This is a genomic window from Gordonia sp. VNK21, assembly GCF_046098115.1.
Lineage (GTDB): Bacteria > Actinomycetota > Actinomycetes > Mycobacteriales > Mycobacteriaceae > Gordonia.
On the sequence record NZ_JBJURU010000015.1, the window covers coordinates 1 to 16628 of the forward strand.

General features: G+C 69.4%; 19 protein-coding genes and 1 pseudogene. 7 read left to right on the plus strand and 13 right to left on the minus strand.

Annotated features, from left to right (window positions below; translation table 11 throughout):
- Together ACJMNC_RS15575 and sigM are read left to right on the plus strand one after the other, a co-directional pair.
- Window positions 1-196: pseudogene (locus ACJMNC_RS15575) on the plus strand (IS1380 family transposase); the annotation flags it as partial.
- 219 nt (window positions 197-415) lie between these two features.
- Entirely contained in the window at window positions 416-982 is a 567-nt protein-coding gene (sigM, locus tag ACJMNC_RS15580) for an RNA polymerase sigma factor SigM (protein WP_408948879.1), read from the plus strand.
- Between the two features lie 102 nt (window positions 983-1084).
- Here sigM and deoC read toward each other — a convergent pair whose 3' ends face one another.
- Window positions 1085-1759, minus strand: a complete 675-nt coding sequence (gene deoC, locus ACJMNC_RS15585) for a deoxyribose-phosphate aldolase (RefSeq protein ID WP_408948880.1) — start codon at window positions 1757-1759, stop codon at window positions 1085-1087.
- Window positions 1760-1785: 26 nt separating this feature from the next.
- Between deoC and purU the strand changes: the two genes are divergently transcribed.
- Window positions 1786-2721, plus strand: coding sequence for a formyltetrahydrofolate deformylase (gene purU / locus ACJMNC_RS15590; protein ID WP_408948881.1), 936 nt, complete (start codon window positions 1786-1788; stop codon window positions 2719-2721).
- A 70-nt stretch (window positions 2722-2791) separates the two neighbouring features.
- Here the strand turns inward: purU and ACJMNC_RS15595 are convergent, their stop codons facing one another.
- The 6 genes from ACJMNC_RS15595 to ACJMNC_RS15620 are packed head-to-tail and all read right to left on the minus strand — an operon-like array spanning window position 2792 to window position 7775.
- Window positions 2792-4138 carry an LmeA family phospholipid-binding protein gene (locus ACJMNC_RS15595; protein ID WP_408948882.1) on the minus strand — a complete coding sequence of 449 codons (1347 nt, stop codon included), beginning with the start codon at window positions 4136-4138 and terminating at the stop codon, window positions 2792-2794.
- A 6-nt stretch (window positions 4139-4144) separates the two neighbouring features.
- The gene (locus ACJMNC_RS15600) at window positions 4145-4960 is read right to left on the minus strand and encodes a carbon-nitrogen hydrolase family protein (RefSeq protein ID WP_408948883.1); all 816 of its coding nucleotides are present in this window, start codon (window positions 4958-4960) and stop codon (window positions 4145-4147) included.
- Between the two features lies 1 nt (window position 4961).
- Window positions 4962-5909 (minus strand): hypothetical protein, encoded by a 948-nt coding sequence (locus tag ACJMNC_RS15605; protein ID WP_408948884.1) that lies wholly within the window; start codon window positions 5907-5909, stop codon window positions 4962-4964.
- A 44-nt stretch (window positions 5910-5953) separates the two neighbouring features.
- Window positions 5954-6706, minus strand: a complete 753-nt coding sequence (locus ACJMNC_RS15610; RefSeq protein WP_408948939.1) for a class I SAM-dependent methyltransferase — start codon at window positions 6704-6706, stop codon at window positions 5954-5956.
- 46 nt (window positions 6707-6752) lie between these two features.
- Window positions 6753-7265 carry a DUF2505 domain-containing protein gene (locus ACJMNC_RS15615; RefSeq protein WP_408948885.1) on the minus strand — a complete coding sequence of 171 codons (513 nt, stop codon included), beginning with the start codon at window positions 7263-7265 and terminating at the stop codon, window positions 6753-6755.
- A gap of 21 nt (window positions 7266-7286) precedes the next feature.
- Window positions 7287-7775, minus strand: coding sequence for a DUF2505 domain-containing protein (locus ACJMNC_RS15620; protein ID WP_408948886.1), 489 nt, complete (start codon window positions 7773-7775; stop codon window positions 7287-7289).
- On the opposite strand from ACJMNC_RS15620, the gene ACJMNC_RS15625 reads away from it, so the two are divergent.
- Entirely contained in the window at window positions 7755-8867 is a 1113-nt protein-coding gene (locus ACJMNC_RS15625) for a UDP-N-acetylmuramate dehydrogenase (protein WP_408948887.1), read from the plus strand. The genes ACJMNC_RS15620 and ACJMNC_RS15625 overlap by 21 nt on opposite strands.
- Window positions 8868-8885: 18 nt before the next feature.
- Here the strand turns inward: ACJMNC_RS15625 and ACJMNC_RS15630 are convergent, their stop codons facing one another.
- The 5 genes from ACJMNC_RS15630 to ACJMNC_RS15650 all read right to left on the minus strand — a co-directional run bounded on the left by ACJMNC_RS15630 (window position 8886) and on the right by ACJMNC_RS15650 (window position 12998).
- A complete protein-coding gene (locus tag ACJMNC_RS15630) occupies window positions 8886-9992 on the minus strand; it encodes an alpha/beta fold hydrolase (protein WP_408948888.1) in 1107 nt (368 codons plus the stop codon).
- On the minus strand, window positions 9976-10719 hold the full coding sequence (locus ACJMNC_RS15635; protein WP_408948889.1) for a MerR family transcriptional regulator: 744 nt from the start codon (window positions 10717-10719) through the stop codon (window positions 9976-9978). Before ACJMNC_RS15635 ends, ACJMNC_RS15630 begins: the two co-directional genes overlap by 17 nt.
- On the minus strand, window positions 10716-11048 hold the full coding sequence (locus tag ACJMNC_RS15640) for a DUF2516 family protein (protein WP_408948890.1): 333 nt from the start codon (window positions 11046-11048) through the stop codon (window positions 10716-10718). Before ACJMNC_RS15640 ends, ACJMNC_RS15635 begins: the two co-directional genes overlap by 4 nt.
- Window positions 11049-11071: 23 nt before the next feature.
- Window positions 11072-11599 (minus strand): helix-turn-helix domain-containing protein, encoded by a 528-nt coding sequence (locus ACJMNC_RS15645; RefSeq protein WP_408948891.1) that lies wholly within the window; start codon window positions 11597-11599, stop codon window positions 11072-11074.
- A gap of 85 nt (window positions 11600-11684) precedes the next feature.
- Complete coding sequence (locus ACJMNC_RS15650) at window positions 11685-12998, minus strand: DUF445 domain-containing protein (protein ID WP_408948892.1); 1314 nt, start codon at window positions 12996-12998, stop codon at window positions 11685-11687.
- A gap of 59 nt (window positions 12999-13057) precedes the next feature.
- On the opposite strand from ACJMNC_RS15650, the gene ACJMNC_RS15655 reads away from it, so the two are divergent.
- The 3 genes from ACJMNC_RS15655 to ACJMNC_RS15665 are packed head-to-tail and all read left to right on the plus strand — an operon-like array spanning window position 13058 to window position 15588.
- Window positions 13058-13870, plus strand: coding sequence for a TetR family transcriptional regulator (locus tag ACJMNC_RS15655; RefSeq protein ID WP_408948893.1), 813 nt, complete (start codon window positions 13058-13060; stop codon window positions 13868-13870).
- Window positions 13867-14658, plus strand: coding sequence for an SDR family NAD(P)-dependent oxidoreductase (locus tag ACJMNC_RS15660; RefSeq protein WP_408948894.1), 792 nt, complete (start codon window positions 13867-13869; stop codon window positions 14656-14658). Before ACJMNC_RS15655 ends, ACJMNC_RS15660 begins: the two co-directional genes overlap by 4 nt.
- A gap of 42 nt (window positions 14659-14700) precedes the next feature.
- Window positions 14701-15588: a polyphosphate kinase 2 family protein gene (locus tag ACJMNC_RS15665; protein WP_408948895.1), complete on the plus strand. Its 888-nt coding sequence runs from the start codon at window positions 14701-14703 to the stop codon at window positions 15586-15588.
- 94 nt (window positions 15589-15682) lie between these two features.
- Here the strand turns inward: ACJMNC_RS15665 and ACJMNC_RS15670 are convergent, their stop codons facing one another.
- Window positions 15683-16441: a heparin-binding hemagglutinin gene (locus ACJMNC_RS15670; RefSeq protein ID WP_408948896.1), complete on the minus strand. Its 759-nt coding sequence runs from the start codon at window positions 16439-16441 to the stop codon at window positions 15683-15685.
- Window positions 16442-16628 lie beyond the last annotated feature (187 nt).

The window sequence follows — 16628 nt, forward strand, 5'->3', positions numbered from 1 at the left end:
GCAGCTGCTGGCGTTGACCAGCACTGATGCCCGCACGTGGGAGTTGACGACATTGCGTCTTCGGTTGTTCGCGATCGCGGCTCGGATCGCTCGGCCCGCCCGTCAGCGACGGCTGCGGTTCGATGCCCGTGCCAAGTACACCGGTCTGCTGATCGCCGGGCTCGATCGTCTCGACGGCTACCCGAACAGCACGTGACCAGCGTGTCCTGACGTATCCGAACGACCTGAAAGACACCCTCCGGGCCCGTGAAACCCGGCCGTGATCCGGCGGCAACCGGCCAGCCTGTCGTACCCGAACCGCAAAATCAGCCCTGCCGCAATCAATCCGAACCGCTCAGGCAGGGATAGGCACCGGATGAAAGATCGAGGCTAAAACGCCGATTTCAACCGACGCGCTGTGATTACTGTTCTTCCCATGTCATTCGGGGGGATTGCACAAACAGTCAGCGATGCCGACCTGCTGGCAGCTTGTGCCAGGTCAGACGGCTCGGCGTTCACCGAACTGGTGAACCGGCATCGACAACATCTGTGGGCGGTGGCCCTGCGCACGACCGGCGATCCCGACGATGCCGCCGACGCCCTCCAGGACGCCCTGCTGAGCATCTTCCGGACCGCCGGTCACTTCCGGTCCGACTGCACGGTGGTCAGCTGGATGCACACCATCGTCGTGAACTCCTGCCTCGACCGCCGACGGCGGAACAAGTCGCACAGCGTGTGCCCGCTGCCCGAATGGGACGGCGCCCTGGCCGACCACGTCCAGGACTTCACCGACAACGTGGACCTGGCGCTCTCGATCGGCCGGGCCCTGGACGTCCTGCCCGCCCACCAGCGGGCCGTCGTCGTCGCCGTCGACGTCGAAGGCCGATCGGTTCAGGAGACCGCCCGGCTGCTCGGGATCCCGGCCGGCACCGTCAAGAGCCGATGCTCGCGGGCCCGGCTCAAACTGGCCCTGGTACTCGGCCACCTGCGCGAAGACGACTGACGCCCGAACCGGACTCGCCGCTTGGCGCGACATTCGGATCTTCGTGCTCCCGATCGATCGGGAGCGCGAAGATCCGGATGTCGCGTGAACGTTCGGGCGGGACTACTCCGGGAAGCCGGCGAGGACCGCCGCGGTTCCCGAGAGCCCCAGCCGGCTGGCACCGGCCGCGATCAGCTCGGCGGCGAACTCGGCGGTCCGGATACCGCCGGAGGCCTTCACCCCGGCGTCGTCTCCCACCGCCGCGCGCATCACCCGCACCGCCTCCACGTCGGCCCCGCCGGCCGGATGAAATCCGGTGGAGGTCTTCACGAAATCCGCACCCGCCTCGACCGCCCGTCGGCAGACCTCGGTCAGTCCGTCGGCACCGATGGTCTCGAGCAGCACCGCCGATTCCACGATCACCTTGAGCACGGCGTCGCCGCAGCCCTCGCGGACGGTGATCACGTCGGCGAAGATCTCGTCGAACCGTCCGTCCACAGCGGCACCGACGTCGATCACCATGTCCACCTCGTGGGCGCCGGAATCGACCGCCAGGCGCGCCTCGGCGGCTTTCACCAGCGAATGATGTTTGCCCGACGGGAATCCGGCGACCACACAGGTCCGCTGCTCACCGGTGTCGATCGGCAGCATCGACGGCGACAGGCACACCGCGTAGACGCCCAGCTCGGCGGCCTGCGCGACGGTCGCCTCGGCATCGCCGCGGGTCGCTTCCGGCTTGAGCAGGGTGTGGTCGACCATGGCCGCGACCTCGGAGCGGGTCAGCTTGTTTTCTGTCACGCCAATGAGCTTGGCACACTGGAGCGGTGAGCAACGCCCAGACCTCCCCACGGCCGGACCCCGCCGGCACCGACGAGCGCCGCTACGTGCTGACGCTCGGCTGCCCGGACCGTACCGGCATCGTCGCCGCCATCTCCGGATTCCTGGCCGAGATCGGCGGCTGGATCACCGAGGCCGCCTACCACTCGGACCCCACATCGGGCTGGTTCTTCACCCGGCAGGCGGTGCGCGCCGATTCGGTGGCGCTTAACGTCGAGCAGGTGCGTGAACGCTTCGCCGCGGTCGCCGACGGGCTGGGCCCGGAGACCGAGTGGCGGCTCACCGACACCGGTACCGAGAAGTCGGCGGTGCTGCTGGTGAGCCGGGACAGCCACTGTCTGTCCGACCTGCTCTCCCGGGCCGCCCGAGGCGAGTTCCCGGCGGCGATCCGCGCCGTCGTCGGCAATCACCGCGATCTGCAGCCGCTCGCCGAGCACTACGGGGTGCCCTTCCACCATGTGCCCTTCCCGTCGGCCGCCGACGGGACGCCGGAGGAGCGGGCCGCCGCCAAGACCGCGGCATTCGGACGGCTGCGCGAGATCGTCGACGCCTACCGGCCCGACGCGGTGGTGCTGGCCCGGTTCATGCAGATCCTGCCGCCCGAGCTGTGCGAGGCCTGGGCGGGACGGGCGATCAACATCCACCACAGCTTCCTGCCGAGCTTCGTCGGCGCCCGGCCCTACCATCAGGCCTTCGAACGAGGGGTCAAACTGATCGGCGCCACCTGCCACTATGTGACCGCCGACCTCGACGCCGGACCGATCATCGAGCAGGACGTGATCCGGATCAATCACGATTACAGCGCCGCCGACATGGTGCGGCAGGGCCGCGACATCGAGACCCTGGTGCTCGCCCGCGGCGCCCGCTGGCACCTCGAGGACCGGGTCCTGGTGCACGGCCGCAAGACAGTCGTCTTCGCGTGACCACAGCCTGCGCATGACCACAGTCTGCGCCTGACCGGCCCGCTCGTCCCCGCTCAGCCGAGGCCGGCGGTCAGCACTTGACGTTGGACGAGTTGCTGACCGCCGAGGCCGAGTTCAGGTCGACGTCCTCGCCGAGGAAGCTGAAGTCGATGCCCTCGTCGGTCACCTTGAGGTTGTGCACCTGGATCTCGTCGAAGATCGGGCCGAGCATGCTGTCGGTGACCTGATCGACGAGCTCCTGCGCGAAGTCGTTGGGCAGTCCGAAGACCAGTGCACTGGCCTCCTCCACCGTGAACTCGACCCGGCCGTTCTGCACGGTCGGTTTGACCCGGACCTTGGCCGGCACCGAGAGGAAGGCCAACCGGTAGGTCGAGTCGATCTGCAGGGTTCCCGACTGGGCATCACCGGTGATCGAGTCGATCGTCGGCGAGCCTTCGTCACCGGTGTCGGCGAGTTCCCGCACCCGCGAATACGGCACGAACGCCGTGCCCTCGATCTTCGAGGCCTTGGTGCCGTCGTTGGCCACGTTCTCGGCGCGCGCATGCAGATCCATCTCGCCGGCGTCGCGCTTGCCTTCGGTGTCCACCTGCACCCACTGGACCTTGCCGTCGATCCAGTTGATCAGCATCGGGCGCCGCGGCATCGAGACCTCGGTGGTGCTGCCGGTGAGATTGCCGAAGGCGTTCTGCAGACAGTTGGTGACCTTGCTGCGGAAGTAGAGTTCGGTGCTCACTCCGGCGATCACCAGCACCAGCACCAGCGCCACCGAGACCAGAGCGATGGTGCGGCCGCGGTGACGGCCGCCCTTCTTCCCGGCCGGCGCCGCCCGCACCACCTCGGGGGAGGACGGGGCGGGATCGGCGTGCGGACCACCGGAATCGATGGGCGTGAAGCCGTCGGCGGCGGGCATCTTCGCGGTGGCGGGGCGGCGCGGATCGCTCGGCTCGGACAGCGGCACCCGGGTCTTGGGTCCGTTGGCCTCCGGGCGCGGTCCGCCCGAGGCGTAGGCGTGCCCGGCCGGCGTCGTCGCCTGCGGATCGATCTCCCGGGTGGGCAGCCGCCGCGGATCCACCGGCCCGGTCGGCCGAGCACCCTCCGCGGGCGCTGCGCCCTCGATGGCGGCAGGGCCCTTCGGGGTATCGGCACCCGCCGCGGCCGGGGAGTCCTGCGCAGCCGGGGAATCCTTCGGGGCCGGGGAATCCTTCGGGGTCGGGGAATCCTCCGGGGTTTGAGGCTCTTTCGGGGTTTGAGACTCCTGGGCGCTCTGGGGATTCTCAGTACTTTGAGGCTTCTCGGTACTTTGGGGCTTCTCGGTACTTTGGGGCTTCTCGGTGGATTCCGTCGTCGAGTCGTCCGGTACCGCAGGCTGCGCGCCGGTGTCGTCGGCGTCGCCGGTACCGGGAGTGTGTTCGCTCATCTGCCTCTACTCTGTCCGGTCCAGCCGGGCGATCGGGCGCTCATTGGCCAAGACGGCCAGCGCATCCCGCGCCCGGTGGGCGGTGGTCAGGTCCAACTCGTGCACGCCCAGCGTCACGCCGGGGCCGTAGTCGGCGACTACGCTACCGAACGGATCTGAGATCCGGCTATGGCCGATGCCGGTCGGCGCCGACGATGCGGCGGCCTGCGGGTCGTCGGGCAGCGCCTGCCCCACCGCGGCCACGAACGTCGTGCTGTCGAGCGCCCGCGCGGAGGCCAGGAGCTGCCACTGCGGCAGCTTTCCGGTCCCGTCACCCCACGACGCTGGGACGACGATCAGTTCCGCGCCGCGCCGCGCCAGTTCGGTGAACAGCCGCGGGAACCGGATGTCGTAGCAGGTGGCCACCCCGATGCGGTGGCCCGACAGCTCGAAGACCACAGGCTGATCGCCCGGTGCCACCGTCGCCGACTCGGCGAAGCCGAATGCATCGAATAAATGAATCTTGTCGTAGCCCTGCACCGGCCGGCCCGGTACGGCGATCACCAGGGTGTTGCGCACCCGGCCGTCGCCGGCCGGAGTGAACATGCCGGCCACCACCGCCACCCCGGTCTCGTCGGCGAGCGCGGCGACGGCACCGGCCCACGGACCGTCCAGCGGCTGCGCGACCGTGTCCAGCCGCACACCGAAGCGGCACATCATCGCCTCCGGGAAGACCACCAGCTCGGCGCCGTCGGCCGCGGCCGCCCGCGTGTGCTCGCGGACGATCTCGAGATTGGCCTGCGGATCGGTGCCCGAGTTGACCTGTGCCAGTGCTATCCGCATGTCACTTCCAGTAGACGGTGGTGCCGGTCGGTCCGCGGCTGGAGCTGATCAGTTTGGCGAAGCAGTCGTCCGGGGAGAATCCCTGCTGACGGCACCAGCCGTTGGCGGCCTCCGGGGTGGTGAACCGGTCGGCGATGACGGTCACCCACCAGTCGCTGTGGTTGAACACCGGCCACTGCCCGCTCCACAGCAGCTTGGCGTTCGGATAGCGCGAGGCGAAGCTCTGGTACTGCTCGAGGATGTCGGTGTCGTACCAGGTCTTGCCGTCGGCGACGAGCCCCTGCTGTTTGGCACTGATCTGCGCCGTCCAGGTGTTGTTGAGCGGGCCGGCCATCTGCGCGTAGTCGGCGTCGGCCTGCTGGCGCAGCGCCGCACCGGGGTTCGCGGGCGTGCTGGTGGTGGTGGTGCTCGTCGTCTCCGAGGTGGTGGTGGTCTCGGTGGTCGTGGTGGTCACGGCCGTGCTCGATCCCGAGCCGCCCGGGCTGTCGCCGCTCTGCCACTTCCAGAGCAGGAATCCGCCCACTGCGAGCAGCACGACGATCAGCACGCTCAGCCCGATCTGCACGGCCTTGGCCGAGCCTCCGCCGGAGCCGCCGGGCGGCGGCATCATCGGATACTGACCGCCGGCCGGATACTGACCGCCCGAGGGATACTGACCACCCGCCGGATACTGGCCGCCCGAGGGATACTGACCACCCGCCGGGTACTGCCCGGCCGACGGGTACTGGGTGGGATACGTTCCGCCGATCATGGTCGGTTCCCCGTACGCCTGGTCCCCGTACACCTGGTCCCCGTAAGCCCCGTCGCCGTAGGCCTGTGACCCGTAGGCCGCCTCGTCGCTGTAGGCCTGGCTCCCGTAGGCCGTGTACGGGGTGGTGCCGCTGCCGTACGGATCGGCGGCGGCCCCGTCTTCGGCGGACTGACCGTTGCGCTCGTCGGGCGTGCTCATGGCAGCATCGTAAAGCCCGCCCGCGACTCCGTGCGGTCAGGCGATCAGCTGTTCGGCCGAACGAACTCCCAGGGTACGGTGAGTAGATTGTCCACTTGCCGGCCCCGCCCGCACGAGACCGGGACGCCCCGGTCCCGCATCAGGCCGGCCGCCGCCCGCCACCGGGCGCGCGGGCCGAAGGGTTCCTGGCCGGCTGCCATCTCCCAGCAGCGATCGGCCAGGGCGAGCAGATCGTGCACCCGCTCCCCCGGCACATTGCGGTGAATGAGCGCCTTCGGCAGCCGCGGGGCCAGCTCGGAGGGCCGGCCGGTGTGCGCCGGGGCCCAGCACAGAGTCAGTTCGAGCGGCCCCTGAGCGTCGAGCAGGATCCAGCACACCCGGCGGCCGATCTCGTCGCAGGTGCCCTCCACCAGATAGCCGCCCGGCGCGAGCCCGGACTGCAGCTGGGCCCAGGCGCCGGCCACCTCGTCCTCGTCGTACTGCCGCAGCACATTGAAGGCGCGCACCAGCTGCGGCCGCAGTCCGGCCAGTTCGAAACCGCCGAGGGCGAACTCCACGCCTCCGCGCGGGCCGACGATCCGCTCGGGATCGATCTCCAGCCCCACCAGCGCGAGCCGGGGATTCACGGTGCGCAGGCGGCTCGCCATCTCCACCGCAGTATCCGGGCGCCCGCCGTAGCCCAGGTCCACGGCCAGCGGCTCGGGGACGCCGGTCAGCGCCGCCGCGATGCGCCGATCGTGTGCCATCCACCGGTCGATGCGACGCAGCCGGTTGATGCCGGTGGTGCCGCGGGTGATGCGTCCGGACGGGCCGCCGCGGCCCGGCCCCCGTCCGCCGGTCACCTCAGGACAGGTGCTCGCCCACCCAGTACGAGGTGAACTCGCCCTCGGCGCGGAACAGGTCGACGAGGTTGACCAGCATGAGCTGCTCGAGTTTGCCGTTGACGAAGGGGATGAAGACCTTCACCTGCGTGGTCTTGCGCAGCGTGCAGCCGGTCTCGGTGGGCACCAGGACCTGCTCGCCGGTGAGGCTGCCGGGCCCGGCCGGGATGGACGCGGTGTAGGTGCCCGGGGTCTGCGCGTCGTCGAAGCGCTCGAGCGTCTCCACCCGGGTGATCATCATGTCCTTGACCATCACGGTCTGGGCGATCGGCGGCAGCATGTCACGGGTGATGGCCTGCTTGAGGACCACCCGCATGCCGTCGTCGCCCGACTCGAACTCCTCGACCTCGGAGATGGGCGTGAGCATGCGGAAACCCGCCATCATGTCGTCCCAGTACCGACGTTCGAGGTGGGCCTTGTAGATCTTCTCCGCTGGATGCGTGAAGCGCGCGGAGTAGCTGAGCTGCCGTGCCATGAAAGCCAGCGTAACGACGAATTAACGCTGCTGGAAATCGACGGTGGCATCCCTTTCCGCGTCGAGGAGCTGCTCGACCTGCTCGATGACCGCCTTCTCGATCTTCCCGCCGACGAACGGAATGCCCACCTCGGCCCGGCCTTCGTAGCGGGCGACCGCGGGATCTCCGCTGATCACGATGTCGCCGAAGATCTTGGCCGGGGCCCCGGTGACCGAGGCCTCCATCCGCCCGGTGATCCGGTCCCCGGCGCGGCGGTAGACGATGCTGCGCGGGATCTCCAGGTCGCCGGGGCGCACCTTGGTGATCACCGACGGCAGGTTCTCGGCACCGACGCCCTGCTTGGTGGTCACGGTCAGCTCGTCGCCCTCGGCCGAGACGGACTCCACCGATCCGTGGCCGGCGTTGGTGGCCTCCATCAAGTCGTTCCAGTACTGCTCACCGGTGATGAGCTCCCACAGCCGCCCGGTGGAGAACGGGTACTCGACGGAATGCTCGAAGTTGGTCGCCATGGCGTTCAGGCTACCGTTACCGATGTGAGCGCACAGCACCGGAACCTGGCCGAGTTCACCACCCTTCGTCTGGGTGGCCCGGCGCGCAACCTGACCGTCTGCCGCACCACCGAGGAGCTGATCGCGACGGTCACCGGCGCCGACCGCGCCGGCGAGCCGATCCTGCTCATCGGCGGCGGTTCCAACCTGGTGATCGGCGACGACGGCTTCCCCGGAACCGCTGTTCTGGTGGCCACCGACGGCATCGAGTTCGGCGCCGACGAGACCGGCCCGCATGTCACTGCGGCGGCCGGGGTGAACTGGGACCGGCTGGTGGCCGAGACCGTCGAGAACGGCTTCGGCGGCCTCGAATGCCTCTCGGGCATCCCCGGCGCCGCCGGCACCACCCCGGTCCAGAACGTGGGCGCGTACGGCGTGGAGGTGGCGCAGGCACTGCGCGGTGTGCAGCTGCTGGACCGCCGGACCGGCGAGATCGCCTGGCACGCACCGGAAGACCTCGGCCTGGCCTACCGCACCAGCCGGCTCAAGGGCCGCGACGACGAGGTGGTGCTAGCGGTCTCGTTCCGGCTCGGCGACGGCGGCCGGTCGGCACCGATCCGCTATCGCGAACTGGCCGCGGCCCTCGGGGTGGCCGAGGGCGAGTCCGCCGACGCGGCCCTGGTGCGCGCCCAGGTACTGAAACTGCGCCGCGGCAAGGGCATGGTGCTCGACGACGCCGACCACGACACCTGGAGCGCCGGTTCGTTCTTCACCAATCCGATCGTTGCGGCCGGTGAGCTGCCGCAGATCCTCGACCGCATCCGTGCGCGACTCGGCGACGAGGTGCGGATCCCGCAGTTCCCGGCCGACGGCGGCACCAAACTGTCTGCCGGCTGGCTGATCGAGCGGGCGGGCTTCGTCAAGGGCTTTCCCGGCCCGCAGGCTCCGGCGCGGCTGTCGACCAAACACACGCTGGCGCTGACCAACCGGGGCGCGGCGAGAACCGCTGATCTGATCGAGCTGGCCGCCCGGGTGCGCGACGGGGTGCGGGCGGAGTTCGGCGTGAGCCTGCACCCGGAGCCGGTCTTCGTCGGCTGCGCCCTGCCGGCCTGACCGGACGCGGCGGGTGGTTCAGCCCGCGGCGCTGTCCTCGGCGATCCCGGCCAGCACCTGTTCGAGCACCGCGTTGAACTCGGTGCTGCGTTCGATCGGCACCATGTGCCCGGCGCCGGGGTAGTTCACCAGGCCGGCGAGCACCCCGTTGCGGGCCAGCGTCGCGGCCATGAACTCGGACTGCTCGACGGGGGTCAGCAGATCCGCCGAGCCGACCACCACGGTGGTGGGCACGCTGATCGCCTCGAGACCGGCGATCACGTCCAGGTGGTACATGGCGCTGCCCCATGCCGCACGGGTGGTGGGCGGGTTGCCGGCGATCAGGCTGTCGCTGAACTCGACGTGCGCGGCGCGCACCTGCGGGCCGAGCGCGATGTAATGCGAGAGCACGCTGGTCTGCTCGTTGCTCGGCAACGGGACCGGCAACGAGGTGAACGCCCGGGCGATCAGCGGATTGACCGGGGCGGTGAAACGCGGAAGGGTCGGCGGGGTGAGCTGCTGATTCTGCACCACGTCCCGGGCCGCGGTGTCGACGAGAACCATCGCCGCGATCCGGTCGCTCATCTGCGCGCCGAACTGCTGCGCCCAGGACATCAGGGTCATGCCGCCCATGCTGTGGCCCACCAGCACCGCCCGCTTGCCGGCCGGCAGGGTGGCCTCGAGGACCGCCTCGAGGTCCTGCCCGAGCAGCTCCACGCTGGGCTTGGTGCGGCCCATCTCGGACAGTCCGTGCCCGCGCTGGTCGTAGGCGATGATCGGCCGCTCACCGGCGAAGTGGTTGACCTGCGCGTTCCAGAATCGGGTGCTGCAGGTCCAGCCGTGCGCAAAGACCAGCACCTCATCGCTGGGATGCGTCTCGAGGTCGGTGGAGGTCTCCACGTGCAGCAGCGCGCCGTCGGCGGCGCCCACGGCGGACGAGCGCATGTTCCGCGGCGGTGCCAGCAGCGGGTCCGGACCGTCCTCGACCGGCCGCGGATAGCGGTAGGCCGCCCGCAGGATGCCGCCGGCCACCACGGCGACGTCGGCCGCGGTCAGGGCGGCGAGGGCTCCGCCAACCACCAGGGCTGCGCGGCCCAGGGTGCGCGCCAGGCTGCGGGGCGCACCGGACTCAGGATTCTCGCTCATCACTCTCACCATTTTCATCGAAGTACGTGCTCGCCTCGCCGATCGCCTTGGAGATCTCCGCGTCGAGCGCCTTGCTGAAGGTCGATTCGACGATCTGGTAGGCCATCGGCCGAACCGTCGCGATCAGCTCCGCCAGCTCCGACATCGACTTCTCGCTCAGATTCGGCAGGTTCTCGTCAAAGAACCGGTCGGTGATGATCGAGACGAAGCTCGACGCTACATCGGATAGATCTGACTCTACGCGCACCCACCGTTCGAGCAGCGATTCGATGTCGACGCCCTGCTTGACCAGCAACTCCGCACTCTCGAGGACTTCCGGGCTGCGAACGGCGTAGTGCGCCCCGTCCTTGGCCAGGAGCCCGAGTTTCTGGCTCAGGCTGATCGCGCGGTCGGTGGCGCCGAGGGACTTGCGCAGCTCCGAGATGGTGATGGTGGCGGCCCGTTTGAAGCTGCGTATCCGGCCCGGCTTGGGGGCGGCGCGCAGCATGTGCTCGACCTTCATCCCGTGCTGGGCCGCGATCAGGAGCTCGCTGATGGTCGCGAAGGTGTAACCGCGGTCGAGCAGCCGCGCGATCAGGTTCAGCCGGACCAGATGCTCCTCGGAGTACCAGCCGGTGCGGCCGCGGAGCTCCGGCGGCGGCAGCAGCCCGCGGTCCTGGTAGACGCGGATGTTGCGGACGCTGACGCCGGAGACCTCGGCGAGCTCGTTGATCCGGTACTCGGTCACGCCGACTTCCGGAACCAGGACTTGCCCTGCACCTCGTCGACCCGCGGGCGCACGTCCACCAGGTAGACGATCACCGCGACGACGGCCGCGAGATAGAAGATGCCGAGCATCGACAGCAGCGAGAAGGCGCCCAGAAAGCCACCCACCAGGGTGCTCACCGCCGTCACCACCACCCAGAAGACCTTGCTCTGCGCGTCGACGGCGGTGAAGGCATCGGGCCGGGTCGCGACGGCGTGGATCAGCGATACCACGGCCCCGACGACGGTGAGGATGGTCAGGATCCAGAACAGGTAGTACTGGATGTTGTAGACCACATCGGCAACAGTCACGCCGTCCACCTTAGGACATGCCCTCAGCCGGCAGCCGCGGCGGCGGAGTCGTCGCCCTGCGCCTGTCCGGCGTTCTCGTTGCGGAAGGACTCGTAGATCTCCAGCAGCATCTGCTTCTGCCGCTCGTTGATCGCGGTGTCGGCGAGCAGGGCGTCGCGGACCGGGCTGGCCGGCCGCTCCTCGAGGATGCCGGCCCGCACATACAGCACCTCGGCCGAGACCCGCAGGCCCTTGGCGATCTGCGAGAGCACATCGGCCGACGGCTTGCGCAGCCCCCGCTCGATCTGCGACAGGTACGGATTGGAGACCCCGGCCCGGTCGGCGAGCTGGCGCAGCGAGACCTTGGCCGCCACCCGCTGCGAACGGATGAAGCTTCCGATGTCCTGAGCGGCGTTGGTCACCGCGTCCGCCGCCGCGTCCAGGTTGGACTGGCTCTCGTCGGCGTCGGACTTGTCGCCCGCCGTGTTGGACTGCTTCTCTTCTGGGGCCCCGGCACCCGTCTGATCGTCGTCGGCGCGCCTCGGTCCGCCGGTCTGGTCCTGCTCGTTCACGTCTGCTGCCCGTCCTCTCCCCTCCAGTATCCGAGCGGGTGCTAGCAAGTGCAAGCACGCCGGCTTGATACCCGTACGGGTGTGATCAGCCGAACACCAGCACCGAGACGGTGTAGATCACCAGTCCGGCCAGCGAACCGACCACGGTGCCGTTGATCCTGATGAACTGCAGATCCCGGCCCACCTGCAATTCGATCTTGCGGCTGGTCTCTTCGGCATCCCAGCCGCGGACAGTGTCGGTGATCACCGAGATGATCTCGGTGGCGTAGTTGTCGGCCACGTGCCGGGCCACCCGCGCCACCCAGCCGTTCATCTTCTCCTGCAGCGGCCGGTCGTCGCGGATGCGCACGGCCAGGTCGGTCACCGCCGTGGAGATCGAGGTGCGCAGGGTGGAATGCGGGTCGTCGAGCATCTGCTCGATCACCGCTTTGCCCGCCGACCAGGCCGTCGACGCCGCACCGGTCACCTCGTCGCGGCCGAGCAGTTCGGTCTTGATGCCCTCGAACTTGTCGATCAGCTCCTGATCGTTCTGCAGGTCGTCGGCGAACTGCTGGACGAAGGCGTGCAGCGACCGGCGCATGTCGTGCTGCGGATCGTCGCGCACCTTGTAGGTGAACTCGGTGAGTTCGCGGTAGATCCGGTCGCCGAGCAGATCGCTGACGAACTTCGGCTTCCAGGACGGACCCACGTCACGGTCGACGATGCGCTCGATCAGCGGGCCGCTGCCGAGCGCCCACTCGTGCGCCCGGTCGCAGAGCATCTGCATCACCGGTTCGAGTCGTTCCTCGTCCACCAGCTGCTGCAGCACACGGCCGAGCGGCGGCGCCCACAGCGGTTCGGCGGCCCATTTGAGGCACGCCTGAATGAAGGCTTCGACGTCCTCGTCGCGCAGCATCTCCGAGACCACCTTCAGGCCGCGGGACACCTCGGCGTTGACCCGGTCCGCGTGCTCGGGGTCGGCGAGCCAGTGCGAGACCCGGCCGGGAAGGTCCAGGCTCACCGCCCGCTCCTCGATCACCTCGGGGGTCATGAAGTTCTCTTCGATGAAGCCGCCGAGTTGGTCGCCGATCTGATCCTTCTTGCGCGGGATCAGCGCGGTGTGCGGAATCGGCAGCCCCAGCGGCTGCCGGAAGAGCGCGGTCACGGCGAACCAGTCCGCGAGGGCACCGACCATGCCCGCCTCGGAGGCCGCCCGCACGTAGCCCACCCAGGCGGCCACGTCGGCGCCGTCCCGGTGCTCGATCCAGCGGGTGAGGAAGTAGACGACGGCGGCCAGCCCCAGCAGGCTGGTCGCCATCACCTTCATCTTGCGCAGATTGCGGGTCCGCTCGGCATCGGCTTCACCGACACCGGCCGGACTGCTGGGCCGGTGCGCCGGCGCGGACACAGATGTGGTCATGCCCTCAAGTCTCACCCATCACGGGCGGTGCGAGCCACGGCACGTTTAGAGTTGCCGTGATGGCCAATCTGTCCCGACCCGCAACCGCCGCCCGCGCCGCCGTGAACGCCGCGGCGATGCTCACCCGTGAGCTCGAGCAGCGGATGGTGGCGCCGGCGGTCGAGGCGGTGACCGGCGACGGCCGAAAACAGCGCTGGGATCAGCACAAACAGCGTCGCCGCAGCGAGCTGATCGAGGGCACGATCACCGCGGTCCAGGAGCTGGGGTACCGGGCCGGAATGGACGAGATCGCCCGGCACATCGGGGTCTCCAAGACCGTGCTGTACCGCTACTTCGCCGACCGCAACGAGCTGGCCGATGCGGTGACCGACGTCTTCCTGGCCGAGACGGTGCTGCCGGCCCTGACCGAGTCGCTCACCGAGGAGCTCGACGACTACGAGCTGGTGCACACCGTCATCCGGGTGTGTGTGGGCGTCGTCGCCGACAACACCGCGGTCTACCGGTTCTGCGCCTCGCAGGATTCGGCCAAGCGCGGCGCGGCCACCCACCGGATCCTGGCCAGCACCATCGAGTCGACGCTGGCCGGCCGGCTCGCCGACCGCAGCGCCGAGACCGACGGCGCCGGTGTCTGGGCGCTGGCGATGGTCGGCAGCGCCGACCGGGTGCTCGAGTGGTGGATCTCCGACCAGAGCCTGGCGCCGGAGCTGCTCGCCGACCGGCTCACCATGCTCATCTGGGGCGGTGTGGCCGGGATCGTGATGGCCGACGGATCGCCCGAACGGTTCACCGCAGATCCCCCGCAGATCCCGCCGATCCTGCGCCCCGTCGATTCCGGGCAGACCGACCCCGGACAAGGAGTACGACAGCCATGAGCACGTCCCGGGTGGCACTGGTCACCGGCGTCAGTCGCGGTGTGGGCAAAGGGATCTCGTCGGCGCTGGCCGAAGCCGGCTGGCAGGTCTTCGGCACCTCGCGCCGCGGCGACGGTCCGGACGGGGTCACCGCGCTGGCCTGCGATCACCGCGACGACGAGGCGGTGGCGCAGGTCTTCGGGGACGTCCGCGAGCAGGCCGGCCGGCTGGATCTGCTGGTGAACAACGTCTGGGCGTCGCCACCGGGCTTCGCCGGATTCACCGAGAAGTTCTGGGAGCGGCCGATCAGCGACTGGGACACCCTCATCACGGTGGGTCTGCGCGCGCACTACGTCGCCTCGGTACACGCCGCCGCGCAGATGACCTCCCAGGGTTCGGGGCTGATCGCCTCCATCTCGTCGTTCGGCACCCGCGGCCACCTGCATTCGGTGCTGTACGGGATGAGCAAGGCCGCGCTGGACAAGATGACCTTCGACATGGCCCACGAGCTGGCCGGCACCGGGGTGTCGGCGGTGTCGCTCTGGCCCGGTCTGGTGCGCACCGAGCTGCTGCTCGGATCGGGGCTGACCGAGTTCGCCGGCTTCCCGCTCAGCGAGGCCGAGGATCCCACCTTCATCGGCCGGGTGATCGACCGGCTGGCCGGCGACGAGCGGCTGCCGCAGCTGTCCGGGCACACCCTCATCTCCGCCGAACTGGGTGCGCGTTACGGGCTGACCAACGACGACGGCACCGCTCCGGCCTCGCACCGCGCCGCGTTCGGCGGCGGCGCGCTGTTCCCGCCCGGCTGAGCGCCGGGCGGTTTCCGCACCTCGAGAGAACGGACGACGCGCATGGGCAAGAAGTCGGCGAAGGACAAGAACACGAAGGACGGGGCCCTCTGGTCGCAGGAGCCGTGGCAGGCGCTGCGCGCCGGGACCCTCGGTCCGATCGCCGAGTTCGATCCCGACCGGACCCCCGGCTTCGACGGCGACCGCGAGGACGGCGAGAAGCTGCTCGCACAGTACGGCGAGGAGCTCTCCGATCTGCAGGAGATGCTCTTCGCGCAGGGCCGGTCCGGCGGCACCCGCAGCGTGCTGCTGGTGCTGCAGGGCATGGACACCGCCGGCAAGGGCGGGATCGTCCGGCATGTCGGCGGCCTGCTCGATCCGCAGGGGCTGGCGATCACCGGTTTCGGCAAACCCACCCCCGAAGAGCTGGCCCACGACTTCCTGTGGCGAATCCACAAGGCGCTGCCGCGGGCCGGCCGGATCGGTGTCTTCGACCGCTCGCACTACGAGGACGTGCTCCCCGTCCGGGTCCACGGCCTGGTGCCGGAGTCGGTCTGGTCGCAGCGCTACGACCTGATCAACGAGTTCGAGGCCGAGCTGACCGCGGCCGGCACCACGGTGATCAAATGCGCCCTGGTGGTCTCCAAGGACGAGCAGAAGACCCGTCTGGCCGAACGGCTCGACCGGCCGGACAAGTTCTGGAAGTACAACCCAGGCGATGTGGACGAGCGCGCCTACTGGGACGACTATCTGGACGCCTACCAGGCGATCTTCGACACCACCGACACCGATCACGCGCCGTGGTTCGTGATTCCGGCCAACCGCAAGTGGTTCTCACGGCTGGCGGTGGCCCGGCTGCTGCTGCAGACGCTGCGCGGGCTGGACCTGAGCTGGCCGCCGGCCGACTTCGACGTGGCCGCCGAGAAGCAGCGGCTCGCCGCCTCCGACTGAACCCGGCACCGCCGGATGCGGCAAGACCCTGCTCTCCCCTCGGGGAGCAGGGTCTTGCCGACTGTCTGGTTCGCTCAGCGGGCTGAGCGAGGACTCACTTCTCGGTCTTCGGGGCGGCCTTGCGGGCCGGCGCCTTGCGCGCAGTGGTCTTCTTGGCCGGAGCCTTGGCGGCGGAGATCCGCTTGGCCGGGCTGCTCTTGGCGGTACGGGCCTTGGCCTCGACGGTGCCGGCGGCGCCGTCGATCTTGCTGGCGGCGGTGTCGGCGTCGGCCTTGACCTTGTCGCCGGCCTCTTCCACGGCGGCGGCGGCGTCGACGACCTTGGACACGGCGACCTTGCTGTCGGAGAGCGCCTTGTCGCCGGCCTCTTCGATGGCCACGGCCACGTCGCCCACCTTGCCGGCGGTGCGGCCGGCCAGCGCGGCGGCCTTCTCACCGGCGGCGCGGGTCTGCGAGGAGACGGCGCCGATGGCGCCCTCGGTGCGGTCGACGGCGTCGTTGTAGGCCTTGCCCACGCGGTCCAGGTTCTCCTGCACGCGAGCGGTGGAGCGCAGCCGCTCCACGGCGCCCTCGCCGCGCTCGGCGAGCGAGGAGTAGAAGCCGGTGGCGGTCTCCAGGTACGGGCCGGCGAGCTTGAGCAGCTCATCCTTGTTCAGCTTGCTGCGCAGCTCCTCGACGTCGAGGTCGGTGGGCAGCTCGGAGAGCTTGGTGCCGGTCTCGACCAGGCGGGCCTGGGCGGTCTCGGCGCGGTTCCGCAGACGATCGATGGCGTCCTTGGTCTCCTGCACGACGATGTCTCCGGCGCCGACGACGGCGTAGACGGGGGTGGGGAGGGTGCGTTCGGCGGTGCTCATGGCAACTCCTTCGAGTTGATCCACCCGGTACGGCGACTACCTGCAGGGGCGGTATCTGAATTTCTTACACCACTAGTATGACCTGCAATGCTAACTCTTGCAAGCACTGTGCTAGCAGATGTGGTTCAGTTCACGGACCACCCGCGACGGGCGGGACGGTCACAGCACCGGCCGCGACCGCCCACCC

Bases quoted from the DNA above. Each gene is read 5' to 3' on its own strand.
- sigM (WP_408948879.1), top strand. From the start codon at position 416: ATGTCATTCGGGGGGATTGCACAAACAGTCAGCGATGCCGACCTGCTG.
- ACJMNC_RS15595 (WP_408948882.1), bottom strand. From the start codon at position 4,138: ATGAGCGAACACACTCCCGGTACCGGCGACGCCGACGACACCGGCGCG.
- ACJMNC_RS15600 (WP_408948883.1), bottom strand. From the start codon at position 4,960: ATGCGGATAGCACTGGCACAGGTCAACTCGGGCACCGATCCGCAGGCC.
- ACJMNC_RS15605 (WP_408948884.1), bottom strand. From the start codon at position 5,909: ATGAGCACGCCCGACGAGCGCAACGGTCAGTCCGCCGAAGACGGGGCC.
- ACJMNC_RS15615 (WP_408948885.1), bottom strand. From the start codon at position 7,265: ATGGCACGGCAGCTCAGCTACTCCGCGCGCTTCACGCATCCAGCGGAG.
- ACJMNC_RS15625 (WP_408948887.1), top strand. From the start codon at position 7,755: ATGCTCGAAGTTGGTCGCCATGGCGTTCAGGCTACCGTTACCGATGTG.
- ACJMNC_RS15620 (WP_408948886.1), bottom strand. From the start codon at position 7,775: ATGGCGACCAACTTCGAGCATTCCGTCGAGTACCCGTTCTCCACCGGG.
- ACJMNC_RS15630 (WP_408948888.1), bottom strand. From the start codon at position 9,992: ATGAGCGAGAATCCTGAGTCCGGTGCGCCCCGCAGCCTGGCGCGCACC.
- ACJMNC_RS15650 (WP_408948892.1), bottom strand. From the start codon at position 12,998: ATGACCACATCTGTGTCCGCGCCGGCGCACCGGCCCAGCAGTCCGGCC.
- ACJMNC_RS15655 (WP_408948893.1), top strand. From the start codon at position 13,058: ATGGCCAATCTGTCCCGACCCGCAACCGCCGCCCGCGCCGCCGTGAAC.
- ACJMNC_RS15660 (WP_408948894.1), top strand. From the start codon at position 13,867: ATGAGCACGTCCCGGGTGGCACTGGTCACCGGCGTCAGTCGCGGTGTG.
- ACJMNC_RS15665 (WP_408948895.1), top strand. From the start codon at position 14,701: ATGGGCAAGAAGTCGGCGAAGGACAAGAACACGAAGGACGGGGCCCTC.
- ACJMNC_RS15670 (WP_408948896.1), bottom strand. From the start codon at position 16,441: ATGAGCACCGCCGAACGCACCCTCCCCACCCCCGTCTACGCCGTCGTC.